The following is a 15,818-nucleotide window of genomic DNA, read 5'->3' as shown; positions in this document are numbered from 1 at the left end:
TGGGAAAGTGTTATGCGTCCAGTTTTGCTGACGGGAGAAATCAGTCGATCAGTGGAAACCTAATCGTGATCAAGAGCATCTTCAAAACACCTCACATGCTGCATTTCTCTGCAGACCTGCTGGCGTGATTTTGGGGAAAACAATGGGCTGCCATCGCGCTTTTTTTCTGGTTTAGAGATTAGCGGATGAGTATAGTCGTCCAGACAGGTTGACGCAATGAGAATTCCGAGATTCTCAGGTCGCAACTCGTCGTTCGCCCAGATTTTTATCTCACAATGGTTTTCGAGGATTAGAAAAATTAAACACCCACGGATCATGGCTCTAATCGGTTGCTTTGTTGGAATATCTCCTTTCACGGCTATGGGACAGCTACACGTCGTAGTCGACCAGGTCGGCTATGAGACGCGGTCGTCCAAAGACGCAATCGTAGTCGGAACGGAGCGGGATCACCCAGAGAAGTTTTCGCTGATCGATACGGTAAGCAGCAGGGTTGTGCTGACAGGGAGCCTGACTCCCAATGGCCAGGTAGATTCATGGGGTGGCCGCATCTTCTGGACTGCAGACTTTTCCTCATGGCAGGTCGTTGGCCACTACGCGATTCAGATTCAGTCGACCGCCGGCGAGGTGCGTTCCTGCCCGTTCGATATTGATGACGATCTTCTCGAACGTAATACGCTCTCCAATATCATCTACTACTTCAAAGGACAGCGCGCCAGTGGCTTGATGGATCAGGCGGATCGTCATCTTCGCCTGCCCGCGGGCCAGTCAGGCTTTGTAGATGTTCATGGTGGCTGGTATGACGCGACCGGCGACTACGGAATCCATCTTTCTCATCAAAATCCCACCTCTTACTTCAATCCTCAACAGGTGCCGCTGGTTGCGTGGACTTTGTTGAAGAGTTATCGAGTTCTTGAAGCTCGACATGACGATAACTTTAGCGAGTACATGCGGCGAATGCTGGATGAGGGGCTCTTTGGCGCTGACTTTCTCGTGCGAATCAAACGGCCGGGCGGCTCTTTTTTCGAAAGTATTACGGCTCCGGGAAAGAATAAGCTTCCGCAGGATCGTGCGATCGGCAATCCTAACTGGCGAACACAGATCAAGAAGAATGCTTCAGATTCGACCGAGCAGATACAAACTGCGGAGGGTCCGCACGCTTATGAGGCGAGCTTTCGCGCAGGAGGAGGCATGGCCATTGCCGCTCTAGCGCTCGCCAGTACTATGCCGATCGACGGAGATCTGCATCGCACTGAATACCTTCGTGCCGCTGCGGAAGCGTTTCGATTTCTCGATGTGCACAATCGCGAGTTACTCAACGACGGGAAGGAGAACATCCTCGACGACTACTGTGCGCTGATGGCTGCTACTGAACTGTATCGGGCCACGAAGCGGGAAACGTATCGCCTGGCAGCTGACCGGCGAGCCCTCAATTTAATGGAGCGTCTTAACAGCGCTGAAGGCCGCCACGACTATTGGCGAGCCGATGATGGTTCGCGGCCCTACTTCCATCCGTCAGACGCGGGCTTGCCTATCGTCAGTCTGCTTGAATACTCGCAGATTGCCTTGCCTGAAGCGCAGAAACATCTGCGTAGCGTTGTAGAGAGATCGCTGCGTTTCGAGCTTGGTATCACGTCGGAGGTCAACAATCCATTCGGATACGCCAGACAGCTGGTTCGTATGGGAGACGGAAGGGTCCGCAGCGCATTTTTCTTTCCTCACGACACAGAGGCCGCGCCATGGTGGCAAGGCGAAGATGCTCGATTGGCTTCACTATCAGCCGCGGCGCGGATGGCATCTCCGCTCTTCGATTCCGACCCCGTCTTTCAGTCACAGCTTCGGGAGTACGCCTGGAATCAGTTGCACTGGATTCTTGGCCGGAACCCCTTTGACGCAAGCATGCTGATGGGGAGCGGACATGGAAACGCACCGTATATGTTCTTTCGTTCTTATAAGTACACGAGTGCTCCAGGCTCCATCCTCAACGGTATTACTGCGGCTACCGACAGTGAGGATGGCATTGCTTTCAACGAGGGATACGCCGTGACCGGCAAGGATGAAGACTGGCGCTGGACTGAGCAGTGGCTTCCGCATGCCGCCTGGTACTTATATGCCGTTAGCCTTCCACACTCTTGATCCAGAGGATCGTGTGCGCCGTCGATGCCTGATCCCTCGACCGCGAGGCCAACGAGTTTCAGGAGCCTTAGACTTCATGGCTTAGAATTAGCGCGAACGCTTGAAGTTCTTCAAACCGCGCGATCGTGTTTCGAGAATATTCCCCGTAACGCGGGTCATTAAGTATCGCTGGAGCTAGGAAAGCATTCGCGGGAACCGTAACGGGAACCGTCTTTTTCACAACGCCTTCGGCCAGCCCATCAATATATTCCGCTAGTCTTCGACGCATTTCGATGAGGTCAGGTTCAGTGAGAAAATCTTTGTCTTCTTCACTGTAGAGAACCGCGAATTGATTCCAAAAGAGCGTTCCTGCAGTGAGAGATGTTCGGAGGATCATCTCGCTGGTGCGGACATGCCGTTCCCGGTCAACTCCGAATTCGTAATCTACAGAATCATTCATCGATCGAAGCGCTACTACTGTCTTGCCGACCTGATCCCGCAAGGCATCCGCTTGTTCAAGCAGATCTTTCTGGTCGGGCCGAGGTTCGATGAGACGGAGGAAACTCGCAATGGTTTTGAGAACGCCTGCGAGGCCCTGACGCATGACTGTGACAGTGCGCACTGGCCATATCTGATCGAAAACGAACCACATGACGAGAAGTGCGACGAGTATGCCGATAAGACGATCACGTGCGGGGGCGAGTTCGGTGGGAGCACTAAAATCTTCAAACGCCACGAGGTAAAATGAAAACGCCATCTGTAAGCCTACATAATTGAACCTTGGACCCCCTGCCGTCCAGGCCGAGATGAATGCAACGAATCCAATAAGAATGACCAGCGATGTGATCGAATCCATGTGCGGAAAGAGAAGAGAGATCGCTCCAAGACCTAGAATGAGGCCGCCGAAGATCGAGCCCAATAGGCGGAAGAAAAGCCTTTGTTTAATCGCGCCGCTACTACTTAGCCCGGTGACGATTACGGTAATCACAGCAGTCGAAATTCCAGGCCAATCAACAGCGTTGTAGACGACATAACAAAGAGTCGCGCATAGGCTAATCTTTAGTCCGAATGCAATCGTGTCGCTTCTGCCAACCGCCCCTGGAATGAAAAACGGCGCCTTTCTTACGGGCATCGCGACTAATTCTTTATTGCCCAATTGGGCGGCGTCGGTAGGCATCGTCAGAAGAGCATGAAGGGCTGCTTCGACTCGATCCAGCAACGTCACACAGTTCTCGGGCATAAATTGCAAGCGGCTTTCAATTTTTGGAATGGAAACCGGGATCAGTTCACGGCACTGTTCAGCGATGATTGCGCACCGTCGTCTTAGCTCTGGACTATCTTCCTCAGTATTTTGCAGGCCGAAAGCGGCGGAGACATCCAGGATCTGGGAGAGCATCGTGAGGCGCAAACGTGTTCCCGGAGGGAGGGTCCCTGCATCGAGATCTCGCTCCGCAATTTTGTTGTATAGCTCCAGCATTCCATTTGTACCGGCTATTGCAAGGCGGGAGACGGGAAGCACTGCGGCGGATCGCTCTTCTGGTGTCCCACTCTGAGCGTATACAGTGAACATCTTCTCCAGCGCCTGGTATCGGATTTTGCGCTGTGCTTCTAATTTTTTCGCGGGGTCGCGATCGCCGAAGAGGTACTCCACCAGAACAGCAGAGCCGACCGCGACTGAGAGCGTCGCGAGCAGCCAGAGCGAGCCTTTAACCAAACTGTCCGCAGGGGCATGTTTCTCCCAATTCCCAATTACGGTGCAGAATATTAACCCCCAGGTCGATCCGAGAGTCGGAAAGTTGGTTGAGGCCACCAGCACACCCGCAACAAATGTAACGATGGCGACGCTCAGTACACGGGCCATCGGATCGTTGTCACTAAGGATGACAACTCCCAGCTCAACTGCAATCGCAATTGCGACAGTGAGCAACGAAATCAGGCCGGTCCGGAAGGAAATTGTGGGACTGTCGCGTCCGACGAGGAAGATAAAGTACATGCCGATGTAAATAGACGGCATCCGCCAGGTCAACATGAGGATCAGAGTGATTATCGTTGCAAGTACGATACGGAGAGAGCTGTTGAGCCGCCCAGGCGTGGGTTGTAGATCCTCCCAGAACTTTCGCTTTAGAGACGTGATGGTGCCGAATAAAGATGTTTCCACCATTTGCTATCTCACGACCGTCACTGCGGTAGCGCCGATGCGAAACAAATCCGGGTCGGGATCCTTGACCCGAACACGAACAGGGAATCGCGTGGAAAGATGAACCCAGTTCAAGGTGCGCTCGATGTTGGGTAGTCCGCCGGTGACGCTTCCATCTTCCGGGAAGACGCCGAATCCAATGCTCTCGACGACCCCATTGAACCGTCGGTCAGGATGCCCCATGAGGTACACATCAACATGCGCTCCGATGCCGATATTCTTCACCTTCGACTCGCGATAGTTTGCGACAACCCACCAGGTCCGAGTGTCTATGAGGGTGAAAAGCGGCGTGCCTGGACGCGCGTACTCGCCTACAGAGATATTCATGTTGGTCACGTAGGCATTGAAGGGAGCGACAACGCGGCAGCGCTCCAGATCGAGTCGCGCACTGTCCACCTTCGCTGCCTTTCCTGGCCGTTCCGACATCAGCGTATCGACCGTATCGATAGTGTGAATTGCCTGTCCCAGCTTCGCCTGCGATTCTGCTGCGGCAGAATCCGCCTCTTGTTGTCGCAGGATCGACGTGGCGAGTTGAGCTTGCGATTGCTCCAGCGCGGCCTGGGCTTCATCGAAGTTTCCTTGGGCGACTCGGACTGCGGTATTGGCCTGATCGATCTGCTCTACCGTCACGTACTGCTTTTTTAGCAGTGGTTCGATGCGGTGCAGGTCATTGGTGGCCAGCTTCAACTGAGCCTCCGCAGCCGCTACGGATGCTTGAGATCGGGAGACGGTGGCCTTCGCCACATCAATGCTGCTGCCTGCAGTTTTGACACCGGTTCTGGAGCTATGGACACCCGCAAGAGCAGCTTCGGCGGCGCTGTTCTGGGCCGCGATTCTTCGTTTCGCATCGATGATCTGCTGCTCCAGTGCCTCCTGATCCGACAACGCCTGCTGTAGGGCGTACTCATAGGGGCGAGGATCGATAAAGAACAGGAGGTCGCCTTTCTTCACGAACGCATTGTCCTTTACCGGAAGTTCCACCAGCCTGCCGCTTACCTCTGGAGCAATCTCGATGTAGTTTGCCCGCACGCTCGCGTCGTCGGTGCGAGGGTGAAGATCGGTTTGCAAGATGACAATAAAGAGGGCGACTAATGCGGACGCAACAACGCCGATGGCAATCCTACGGCCAATTTGTTTGCGGTCAAGAGCTTCGGGTGCCTGTTCCATGTGTCCTCCTACCGGAAAAAAATCAGCCAGAGCAGGCTTGTGAAGAGTATGACGACGCTGGGGTAGAAGAGCGCGACCGGCCCAACCTCAGAGTCCAACTTGAATCGAACCAGGAAGTGACGTACGACGAACGCGAGGACCACGGCAATCGACAGACAGAGCATCCATACCGGGAAAAAGGAGCCAATAATATCAATCGACGGCGCATGGTGGCACCCGGCGCAGAGTAGGCACAAAGCTAATAGGGAAGCTGGACGCTTGCTTCTCATGGTCATCACTTCTGGCCATCCTGTATATGTAATTTCGTTGCGGGTGGTTTGGTCCTAAGCAGGTTTCCAGTCACAAACTCAAGATCAACGGCTTCTAGAAGCAACTGAGATCGTGCCGAGACGCCGGAGAGTCGAGCCTGTGCTAACTGTCTTTCGGCAGTAACCACATCGATCAAATTTTTCACTCCATATTGATAGGCTTCCAGAGAAGCAGAGTACGAAGTGTTCGCAGAGTCGAGCAGGGCAAGTGCGGCCTGCTCTTTTCTCAGTGCCGTACGAAAAGCAATAAACGCTGTCCAAACTTCCCGTGTTGCCTGATCGTGTTTCGTGGTCATTACATCCTGTGCCTCACGTCTCGTCGATTCGGCAATGGCCACTCCGTTTTTTCTAGCTCCTCCATCGAAGATCCGCCACTCCACTCCCAACTCGGCGGACCAGGTAGTTACGTTGGCATAACCAAGCTGGCCATTGTCCGCCGTAGGCCATACCACGGTCTGTGCCGCAGAGCCCGACAGTGAAATCTTCGGACGATATTCCGCTTTGGCCGCTCTCACCTGATCGTCAGCCGCGCGAATCTCTGCAGCCTGAGCCATCAGGTCAGGCCGATCCGACAGGGCTCGATCGATCAGCTCATTGATGGAAAGGGTAAGCGATTCGGGCAACGAGGAATCTTTCTGCGCGTCGATAGTTATATCCGGCGAAGGCTCCACGCCTATCGCTTCGGTAAGCGTAACTCGCGAGATTTTCTCGTCGCCGTCCGCAGACTCCAAATCGAATACGGCCTGCGAGGTCTCGGCGCGGGCATTGAGCACGTCAGGCAAGGTGGAGCGTCCGTTTGCTAGTTGATCTTCGGCTGCATCCTGAGTGGTTTGCGCGGTCTTAAGCGTCTCCTGTGCCGCCTGCAGTCGTTCCTGCGCAGTAAGCAGTTTGTAATAGTCACTAGCTACTTGAAAAGCCACTTCCTGATTCGCCTGGATGAAGTTAGCGCCTGCGGCTAGTTTTTCGGCTTTCGCGCTGTCGACCTTGGCCTCTCGTTTGCCAAAGTCAAAGAGCAGATACTGCAGCGTGACCTCGGGTTGGATCAGCGGGATCTCAACCGTAGAATAGCCGCGAGGTAAAAGCGACTCCGGAAACGGGGAGATCGTCCGCTGGTCAGCAAATACTGCAAGTCCAGCGAGCACAGGGTAGTAAGCGCTCTTCTCTATCCCGAGCTGTTCGGCCTTTTGCTTCGCTTGCTCCCACACGATTCGAGTGCGGGGATTATTGCGTTCCGCTATATCGATCAGTTCGGGAAGCGTGTACACCCGTTTAGGATCGAGGGTTGCAACCTTTCCCGACGGAACGGCATGAGCAGCACAGTCTGATGCCGAGCCAGGCGTCGACGCGGTACCCGCACACTGCGTAAGCCCGCTTTGTGGTGTCCAGAAACCCACAAAGAAAAACATCAGCGCCAGCCTGAAACTGGATTTAGAAAGAAGGTGGGTCGTGTCTTTCATCTGAGAATGGTCAAAGTCTACCAGTTCGTTCCCGACAGAGAGATTGTAATTCCGATCGAAAAAGATAAGGAGACTCTACGAGTCGTTAGACTGGAAGAGATTGACCACTCATCCGAGCGACCGGCGCAGCACGGTTCTGGCGCGCAACAAACGGGATTTCGTCGCGGCTACGGAGATTCCTGCGATTTCGGCGATCTCTTTGATCGAAGTGTCGTGTACCTGTTGAATTTCCACGATCGTGCGAAGCGCTGGTCTCAGCCGGCGGATTGCGCGTTTTAGATGGTGTTCTCGTTCGGACCTCGCATAGTGCTCTTCAGTATTGGCCCGTCGATCGGGCACCTCCCAATGCTGCCACGTTTCGCCCTCCGCCCCGCCATCCATTGAAATCTCGGGATGCGCGCGTTTCCGACGTAGAATCATGAGCGCGGAGTTGATGGCAATTCGTGTAACCCACGTGGAGAAAGTTGACCTGCCGTCGAAGTTCTTGAGGTGAACATAAGCCTTCAGAAAAGCATCTTGAAGTGCATCTTCCGCGTCTTGCCGATTTCTCGTGATCCGATACATCGTGCTGAAAGTTTTCTTTGAGTGGCGATTCCAAAGCTCGGAGAAAGCGAGATGCTCTCCCGTCTTCGCTGCAGCGACCAACATCTCATCATTGGAGGTCTCGAGAATAGCTTGCACGCTTATGGTGCCCGTTGAAAAGTATGAGTCCATTTGGAAGGCCTTTCTGAGAAATTTTGGAGAAATTTCGCTATGTCGACGATTAAGATCAAACTTCGTACCAATTAGAAGACCAGTGAAACGTTTGATTCAGGTATTGAAGAGAGTTGTCCATGAGTGCTTGTATTTGTCCTGTGAGCGATGAGAATCGCTAAACGGATAAGGATCTTCCCGAAGGTAAAGCGGAAACCGATCGCTCGATAGCCTAAATCGTGCTTCTATTGGGACACTCTTTCGAGGGGGGAGGAGAATTTCCTCAATGCGAATATCGCTTGCTCGCGAAGGGTGCGCTCGCTACAGAAAGGTTGGTTTAGTCGCCGCTCATGGTCTTGTCGGAGGACGAAACCACCAGTCGTCGTCCAAACATCCGTGCGTCAAGGGAGTAGGCTCCAGGTCCCAACAGCCCCAGAGAAGCGGCGACCAGAATAGAAGAGATGAGAGGGATGAAGACGAGATCCTTCATGTCAAGCAGCATCGCTACCTCAATCAGACAGCATGCGATCGAAGACACTGGAGTGAATAGTCCAAGACAGATTGCAACACCCAGCAAACCCAGGCCGGCGGACTGCCAAATGTGAGCGGCTGGATTTCCCTGGGGCATTGCTTCGGTGAAAAGCGTTGCAGCGACAGAGACACGCAGAAGAATCAAAGCAACGCCCGCCGCTCCCGTCGGGAACATCGAAAAGAGTCTCTGCACAGTCGTGAGCCTATCCGGTCTACGGAAAACCGGCAAACCCGAAGAGAGGGTACGAAGAGTAATACTTTTGGGGGGTATCGCAGTACTCTACTCACCGGTCTGCCCCGCATCTTGCAGGAGCTCAGCAGGCGGATTCGGAAGTTTAATGTCACTCCAGCTCAGCCACGGAGATAAAATGAGACGTCCACCACCGAATCAAATCGGTCGATGCTCGGGAGTTTCCATCTGGGCTGTTCTGTGGAAGATCCGAGCGGAGTAGAAGGATCGAAATGAGTGAAATACGTACAATTAGAGTTCTCACGGTCGACGATCATCCGCTTCTTAGAACTGGAATTTCGGGCGCGATCAACGCGCAGCCCGACATGTCAGTCGTGGCCGAAGCTGCCGATGGCGAAGAGGCGATTGCATCGTTTCGATTACACCGCCCGGATGTAACACTGATGGATATTCGGATGCCCAAGACGAATGGCATCGACGCGATCTCAGCCATTCGTAAGGATTTTCCTAACGCTCGCATCGTCGTCCTGACCACCTACGGAGGCGATATTCAGGCTCTTCGAGCTTTCAAGGCTGGAGCAGTCGGGTATCTCTTGAAAAGTATGCTGCGTACCGAGCTAATCGACACCATACGGCTCGCTCATGCAGGTATGAGACGGATTCCGCCCGAGATAGCCCAGGAATTGGCAGAGCACGCCGGCGACGAGATCCTCACAACGCGAGAGATCGAAGTGCTGCGCGATGTTGCCAAGGGAAGTTCTAACAAGGTGATCGCATCGCGCCTTGCCATCTCTGAGCATACCGTCAAGGGGCACCTCAAAAACATTCTTTCCAAGCTTGACGCAAGTGATCGGACTCACGCAGTTATGATCGCTCTCAAGCGCGGCTTTCTAGACATCTAATGTTGGTTAGTAGACCGGCTAGTCACGGTAGGGAGGATGTCTCGATCACATAATCGACAGTAGTCCTGCTTGACATCATCGTAGCGTTCGCGAAGGTCGACAGCGCAACTTTGAAGGGGCGTTGACTGTCTCCATTTGGATCGAGCTTCTTTCTCTCACATTCGATTGGCCTTCTCCCATTGAGCCGCTACCGAAACAGGGTCAACTTCAGTCAAAAAAATTGACACGGGAATAGCAACCAAACGATAGACTTTAGTTCAGGCGTGACGAGTGTGTCATGTGATTCCAGAAATGCGCTTTATGACTGATTCAAGCGTCGCTCAGATCGCGTGCATCGGATGATCTCTAAAATGGAAGAATTAAGGCTTGATCCTATGGGGGATAACGAGTTTACGCGATGAGTTCAATCAGCTTCAGGCACCCTGCCTCTCTGTTGTTCTGCTTCGGCGCCTGTCTACTAGCAGGTTGCAGCGCAAAGCCATCCGATCTAAAAAGCGAAGCTCCACCGGCCGCTGTCGTCCAACCCGATGCCGACCCAAATCTGGTTCACGTTGATCACCCGGATCAGTTCACGCTGGTTGCGGCGACAGACTACGCTGCCACCTCCACGATCCAGGTCACCGGCACGGTAAATCCCGACATCTCGCGCACTATTCCGGTGATATCCATTGCCTCCGGCCGCGTCGTTGAGGTCCACGCCCGCATCGGTGACTACGTTAAGAAGGGCCAGCTCCTGATGGACGTTCAGAGCACCGACGTGTCCGGTGCTTTTGGCTCTTACCTGAAGGCTGTGAACGACGAACGTCTTGCCAAGGTACAGCTCGACCGGGCGAAGATCCTCAACGACAAGGGGGCCATTCCCAATAGTCAGGTTGAGATCGCCCAGAACGCCGAAGACGATGCAAAGGCCGCCCTATCTGCCTCCGAAGAGCAACTCCGCGTTGTTGGTGTTGACAAAAACCACCCAGCCGCAACGGTCAAGGTTTACGCACCCGCCTCGGGCTTTATCATCGCCCAAAATGTCACCAATGCCGCCGCAGCCGGAGTCACTTACGCCGGCTCGGCCAACGCCTTCACCATCGCCGACCTGTCGCACGTATGGATTATCTGCGACGTCTACGAGAACGATCTTCCCACAGTCCATCTCGGTCAGAAGGCGGACATCCGCCTCACCGCCTACCCCGACCGCGTTCTCACCGGCGTCATCAGCGACATCGGAGCCGTCCTCGATCCACAGATCCGCACGGCCAAGGTTCGTATTCAGGTTGAGAATCCCAACACCCTAATGCGCGTCGGCATGTTTGCCACCGCCACCATTCACGGCAAGACCGCGCAGACGCACGTGCAGGTGCCTGCCACCGCAGTACTCCATCTGCACGACCGCGACTGGGTCTACACTCCCGCCGGGGACGGCAAGTTCCGCCGAGTGATGGTGCGCGGGGGCGCATCCTTGCCGGGCAATATGCAGGAGATTATCTCCGGCCTTAACGCGGGCCAGCAGGTCGTCACCAACGCCCTCGCGCTGCAGAACACGGCGGATCAGTAATGATTCGTAAGCTCGTCGATTTTGCACTGAACAATCGCTGGCTGATACTCGGCCTCGCGATTATGCTGTTCGCCTGGGGCATCGTCTCCTTCCACAACCTGCCGGTGGAAGCCTACCCCGACGTTGCCAACAACTACGTCCAGATCATCACCCAGTGGCCCGGCCGCGCCGCCGAGGAGATCGAGCAGCAGGTCACCATCCCGCTCGAGATCGGAATGGCGGGCATCCCGCACATGACCCACCTGCGGTCAACCTCGCTCGCCGGAATCTCCAGCCTCAACCTTATTTTTGACGACGACTCGGTCAACGACTGGAATCGTGAAAAGGTTCTTGAGCGCCTCGCCCAGGTCACTCTCCCAACGGGCATTCAACCGCAGATGGGCACCGACTGGAGCCCCGTCGGTCAGATCTATTGGTACACCCTCCGCAGCACCAACCCGCTCTACGACAACATGGATCTCAAGTCCCTCGAGGACTGGACCATCGAAAAGCAGTTTAAATCCGTTCCCGGTGTTGTCGACGACTCAAGCTTTGGTGGCATGACACGCGAGTATCAGGTCCGCGTCGATCCCGACAAACTCGTTGCTTACGGGCTCAGCATCGGTCAGGTCGAGCAGCAGCTGGCCAACAACAACACCAACGCAGGCGGCAGTTTTATCGAACAGGGCCAGCAGCAGATCAACGTCCGCGAAGTTGGCCTTTACAAGAATGTCCACGATATAGAAGAGACCGTCCTTAAGACTCAGTCCGGCACCGCACTCCGCGTCAAAGATATCGCGACGGTCGCCCAGGGACCGAAGATCCGGCTCGGTCAGATCGGCAAAGCATGTCGCGCCGGGGGCCTGCCTCTCACCGACCCACCAGGTTCCTGGACCGCGAACGACCCGTGCGTCGATCACCAGGACAAGCCTGGCAGCTCAAAGGCGATCCATCGGGAAGATGGAAAGATCGTCGATGACGGGGACGTTGTTGAGGGCATTGTTGCTCTCCAGAAGGGGGATGACTCTGAGTTCGCCCTGGCTGGCATTCACAAGAAGGTGGACGAACTCAACAACCGTGTCCTCCCGCCAGGAGTCAAGGTCGTCCCGTTTCTTGATCGAAGCGACCTGCTTCACTACACAACCCATACGGTGCTGCATAACCTCACCGAAGGCATCATCCTCGTCGTCATCATTCTCTTCCTGTTTCTGGGGAACGTCCGCGGCGCTCTCATCGTCTCTCTCACCATTCCGTTTGCTCTTCTCTTTGCCTCCATCTGTCTCGACCTCCGGCACATCCCCGCGAATCTCCTGTCTCTGGGCGCGTTGGACTTCGGCATGGTTGTCGACGGCGCTGTCGTAATGGTGGAAAACATCGTCCGTCACCTCAGCCATCAGCGCAAAGACTCGCTGTCTCCGGCAGAGCAGATTCGCGAGGCCGCGCACGAAGTGCAGCGCCCCGTCTTCTACGCGATCGGCATCATCATCACGGCCTATCTGCCGATCTTCACCCTGCAGGCAGTTGAAGGCCGTCTCTTCCAGCCCATGGCCTGGACCGTGGCGTTCGCTCTTCTCGGTGCTCTTGTCTTCTCCATGCTGATCGCGCCGGTTCTGGCCAGCCTGCTCTTTCCCAACGGCACAACGGAATGGCAGAACCCGGTGATGGCGTGGCTCACCGATCGATATCGTCACTCCGCGAGATGGGCCATCGAGCATCGTTACGTTACGCTCAGCGTGGCAGGTGGGGCTCTTGCTCTTGCTCTGTTCCTGGGGCTCAGCGGCGTGATCGGGTCAGAGTTTCTTCCTCATCTCGATGAAGGCGCCATCTGGGTGCGTGGCACACTCGCCCCAAGCACCGGTCCCACGGAGAGCCTGCGAGTGATGAATCAGGCTCGTATCATCCTCTCTTCTTTTCCCGAGGTGACCCAGGTCGTAAGTCAGACCGGTCGTCCTGACGACGGCACCGATGTTACCGGTTTCTTCAACACGGAGTACTTTGTCGACCTGAAGCCCAAAGAAGCGTGGCGTCCCGTCTTCAAGAAAAACAAAGACGAGCTGATCGGTGCGATGGACCGCGAGCTGGAGAAGATGCCCGGCGTCATCTGGAACTTCTCGCAGCCGATCTCCGACAACGTCGAAGAGGCCGTCAGCGGTGTCAAAGGCGAACTCGCCGTCAAGATCTACGGGGATGATCTCAAGACCCTCGAGGCGAAGGGTGACCAGATCGTCTCCATCATGAGCAAAATCAAAGGAGTAAGTGATCTCGGGCTATTTCGCGTCATCGGCCAGCCCAATCTGAACTACACCGTAAATCGCTCGGCCGCGGCACGCTTTGGAATCAATGTCGCCGATATTCAGGACGCAATCCAAACCGCAGTGGGGGGCAACGCAGTCAGCCAGGTTCTTCAGGGTGAAGCGCGTTACGACCTCGTCGTCCGCTATCTGCCGCAGTACCGCGACACGCAGGAGGCCATCAATAATATCCGGCTTCTTTCGCCCTCGGGAGAGCGTGTCTCGCTGGCACAGCTTACCAACATCTCGATGGAAGATGGTGCTGAAACGATCTCTCGCGAAGGTGGCCAGCGCTTTGTGGCCATCAAATACAGCGTTCGCAATCGCGATCTCGGCAGCACCGTCGAAGAGGCCATCGCTAAAGTCAATGAGCAGGTAAAGCTCCCGCCCGGCTACAAGATCGACTGGGCTGGCGAGTACGAGAGCCAGAAGCGCTCCTCTCGCCGTCTCATGCTCGTGCTTCCCGTTACGATCCTCATCATCTTCATCATTCTCTATTCCATGTTTCACTCCGGCAAATGGGCCGGCCTTATCTTAGTCAATGTCTCAATGGCTCCAGTCGGCGGTCTGCTCGCTCTGCTCCTTACTCACACAAACTTCAGCGTCTCCTCTGGCGTCGGCTTTCTGGCTCTCTTCGGCGTCTCGGTTCAGACGGGTGTCATTATGCTCGAGTACATCAATCAGATGCGGGTTCGTGGCCACTCCATCGAAGAGTCCGCAATCGAAGGGGCAGTGCTTCGCCTTCGTCCCATCATGATGACCATGCTCGTTGCCACTCTAGGTCTTCTACCTGCAGCAACCTCGCACGGCATCGGGTCCGACTCGCAGCGTCCCTTCGCCATGGTCATCGTCGGCGGTCTCATTGGCGCGCTTCTCATCAGCGTCTTCCTTCTGCCCACGTTATACGTCTGGATTGCAAGGCCCGACGATGTCCTCCCTACCCCCGAGACGGAGTTTGAGAACTAATGCAGTTCAAGCATGCAGGCAAATCTTCAATAAGAACTACGCAGACCAAAGGAGGTTCGGAAAACTACATGACGAAGAAAAAACATCGAATCCTCCTTGTTGCCTCCTGCCTTCTGCTCGTGGCTCGTGTCGCGTTTCCGCAGACTCAGCCATCCAGCTCCGCCCCTGCCGCCATCACCATGCAGCAGGCCGTAGATATAGCGCGAATGAAGAATCCCAACCTGCTCTCCTCACAGCAGAACCTGCTCTCAGTCAAAGCTCAGGAGATTCAGGCTGGAGTTAGAGCCAATCCCTACTTCGGATTTACTGGATCAAACATAACTCTTCCTGCAGAGGGAGCCTCTAATCCATATTCCTATAGTTTGCAGGTTTCGAGGCTCTTCGAGCGCGGCGAGAAGCGTCGCTGGCGTCTCGACAGCGCCCGCTCCACCACGGCCCAGACCGACGCCCAATACCACCAGCAGGAGCAACAGACCATACTTGCCGTGCGCCAGGCCTTCACCAGCTTCGTCATCGCAAAGGCTGCAAAAAAACTAGCCGACGACAACCTAAGCGACTTCAGGCACGAGCTCGACATCGGACGGGAGCGCTACAAAGCCGGAGATATCGCCAAGCTCGACTTCGAACGCCTCGACCTCCAGCTGGCTCAGTTTGAATCTGACGAGTCCAACGCCATCACGAATGCCCAGCAGGCCAGCATCCAACTTCAGGCTCTCCTGGGCTATGACAAAGCTCGCACCGACTTCGATGTCATCGGTGATGTTGTGCCGCCGCTCGTCTCCGACACGATGGAAGGGCTGGAACAGAAGGCGCTCGCCGCGCGCCCCGACTACCATGCCGCCCATCTCGGCGTGGCCGTTGCCGATGCCAACGTCAAGCTCGCCTACGCGAACGGCACCACCGACCCAACCCTCGAAGGCGAATATGACCGCAGCGGCACCTATAACTCTGCCGGCTTCAACTTCAATATTCCCATCCGAATCTTTGATCGAAATCAGGGGAATAAAGAGACCAGCAAATATCTCGCACAGGCTAGTCGCTTCACCGAGCTTGCGACCCGCAATCAGGTAGTCGCCGACGTAGATCAGGCTTGGTCCGGCTACGCTAATGCCAAGGTCCTCTCCGACCGCTACAACGGCCACTACCTCGACGAAGCGAAGGACGTTCTCGATATCGCCCAGTTCAGTTATCAGCACGGCGGCCTTGCCCTGATCGACTATCTGGACGCACTGCGCGAATCCCGCTCCGTCACATCCGACGCTCTCAACGCCTACTCCCAGACATGGATGGCAATCCACCAGCTAAGCTTCGCCACCGCCACCGAGATAGTCCCATAGCCTCGCTGAGGTTCTGTATCACATGGCAAAGAAGCGACAGACATACTAGCCCAATTGCAAACAGCTAAACCGCTCCTCTGCGCGACGGCATCAGACGATCCGTGCTTTCGCCTGAACGGCTGAACCGTCCATTAAGAATCGA

The 15,818-nt window shown here is 55.2% G+C and carries 11 protein-coding genes; 5 read left to right on the top strand and 6 right to left on the bottom strand.

What is annotated here, in order from left to right:
- Positions 1-360 precede the first annotated feature (360 nt).
- Positions 361-2,133: a glycoside hydrolase family 9 protein gene (locus RBB81_RS19230; RefSeq protein WP_353071751.1), complete on the top strand. Its 1,773-nt coding sequence runs from the start codon at positions 361-363 to the stop codon at positions 2,131-2,133.
- 67 nt (positions 2,134-2,200) lie between these two features.
- On the opposite strand, the gene RBB81_RS19225 is transcribed toward RBB81_RS19230, so the two are convergent.
- The 6 genes from RBB81_RS19225 to RBB81_RS19200 all read right to left on the bottom strand — a co-directional run bounded on the left by RBB81_RS19225 (position 2,201) and on the right by RBB81_RS19200 (position 8,640).
- Positions 2,201-4,273: an FUSC family protein gene (locus tag RBB81_RS19225; protein ID WP_353071750.1), complete on the bottom strand. Its 2,073-nt coding sequence runs from the start codon at positions 4,271-4,273 to the stop codon at positions 2,201-2,203.
- Positions 4,274-4,276: 3 nt separating this feature from the next.
- Positions 4,277-5,476 carry a biotin/lipoyl-binding protein gene (locus tag RBB81_RS19220; RefSeq protein WP_183787789.1) on the bottom strand — a complete coding sequence of 400 codons (1,200 nt, stop codon included), beginning with the start codon at positions 5,474-5,476 and terminating at the stop codon, positions 4,277-4,279.
- A gap of 8 nt (positions 5,477-5,484) precedes the next feature.
- Positions 5,485-5,640, bottom strand: a complete 156-nt coding sequence (locus tag RBB81_RS23520) for a YtcA family lipoprotein (protein ID WP_246373863.1) — start codon at positions 5,638-5,640, stop codon at positions 5,485-5,487.
- Between the two features lie 110 nt (positions 5,641-5,750).
- Positions 5,751-7,241 carry a TolC family protein gene (locus tag RBB81_RS19210; RefSeq protein ID WP_353071749.1) on the bottom strand — a complete coding sequence of 497 codons (1,491 nt, stop codon included), beginning with the start codon at positions 7,239-7,241 and terminating at the stop codon, positions 5,751-5,753.
- A gap of 108 nt (positions 7,242-7,349) precedes the next feature.
- Positions 7,350-7,955 carry a sigma-70 family RNA polymerase sigma factor gene (locus RBB81_RS19205; RefSeq protein ID WP_179584708.1) on the bottom strand — a complete coding sequence of 202 codons (606 nt, stop codon included), beginning with the start codon at positions 7,953-7,955 and terminating at the stop codon, positions 7,350-7,352.
- Between the two features lie 316 nt (positions 7,956-8,271).
- On the bottom strand, positions 8,272-8,640 hold the full coding sequence (locus RBB81_RS19200; protein ID WP_218892474.1) for a hypothetical protein: 369 nt from the start codon (positions 8,638-8,640) through the stop codon (positions 8,272-8,274).
- A gap of 287 nt (positions 8,641-8,927) precedes the next feature.
- Here RBB81_RS19200 and RBB81_RS19195 point away from each other — a divergent pair, with 287 nt between their 5' ends.
- The 4 genes from RBB81_RS19195 (at position 8,928) to RBB81_RS19180 (ending at position 15,676) form a co-directional block, all read left to right on the top strand.
- Positions 8,928-9,557, top strand: a complete 630-nt coding sequence (locus RBB81_RS19195) for a response regulator (RefSeq protein ID WP_179584705.1) — start codon at positions 8,928-8,930, stop codon at positions 9,555-9,557.
- Between the two features lie 397 nt (positions 9,558-9,954).
- A complete protein-coding gene (locus RBB81_RS19190) occupies positions 9,955-11,103 on the top strand; it encodes an efflux RND transporter periplasmic adaptor subunit (protein ID WP_353071748.1) in 1,149 nt (382 codons plus the stop codon).
- Positions 11,103-14,339 carry an efflux RND transporter permease subunit gene (locus RBB81_RS19185; RefSeq protein WP_353071747.1) on the top strand — a complete coding sequence of 1,079 codons (3,237 nt, stop codon included), beginning with the start codon at positions 11,103-11,105 and terminating at the stop codon, positions 14,337-14,339. The genes RBB81_RS19190 and RBB81_RS19185 overlap by 1 nt, the downstream gene beginning before the upstream one ends.
- Positions 14,340-14,407: 68 nt before the next feature.
- A complete protein-coding gene (locus RBB81_RS19180) occupies positions 14,408-15,676 on the top strand; it encodes a TolC family protein (RefSeq protein ID WP_353071746.1) in 1,269 nt (422 codons plus the stop codon).
- Positions 15,677-15,818: the final 142 nt, after the last annotated feature.

The sequence above is a fragment of the Tunturibacter gelidoferens genome (genome assembly GCF_040358255.1).
In the GTDB taxonomy this organism is placed as follows: domain Bacteria; phylum Acidobacteriota; class Terriglobia; order Terriglobales; family Acidobacteriaceae; genus Edaphobacter; species Edaphobacter gelidiferens.
This window is presented reverse-complemented; position numbering and strand designations above follow the sequence as displayed.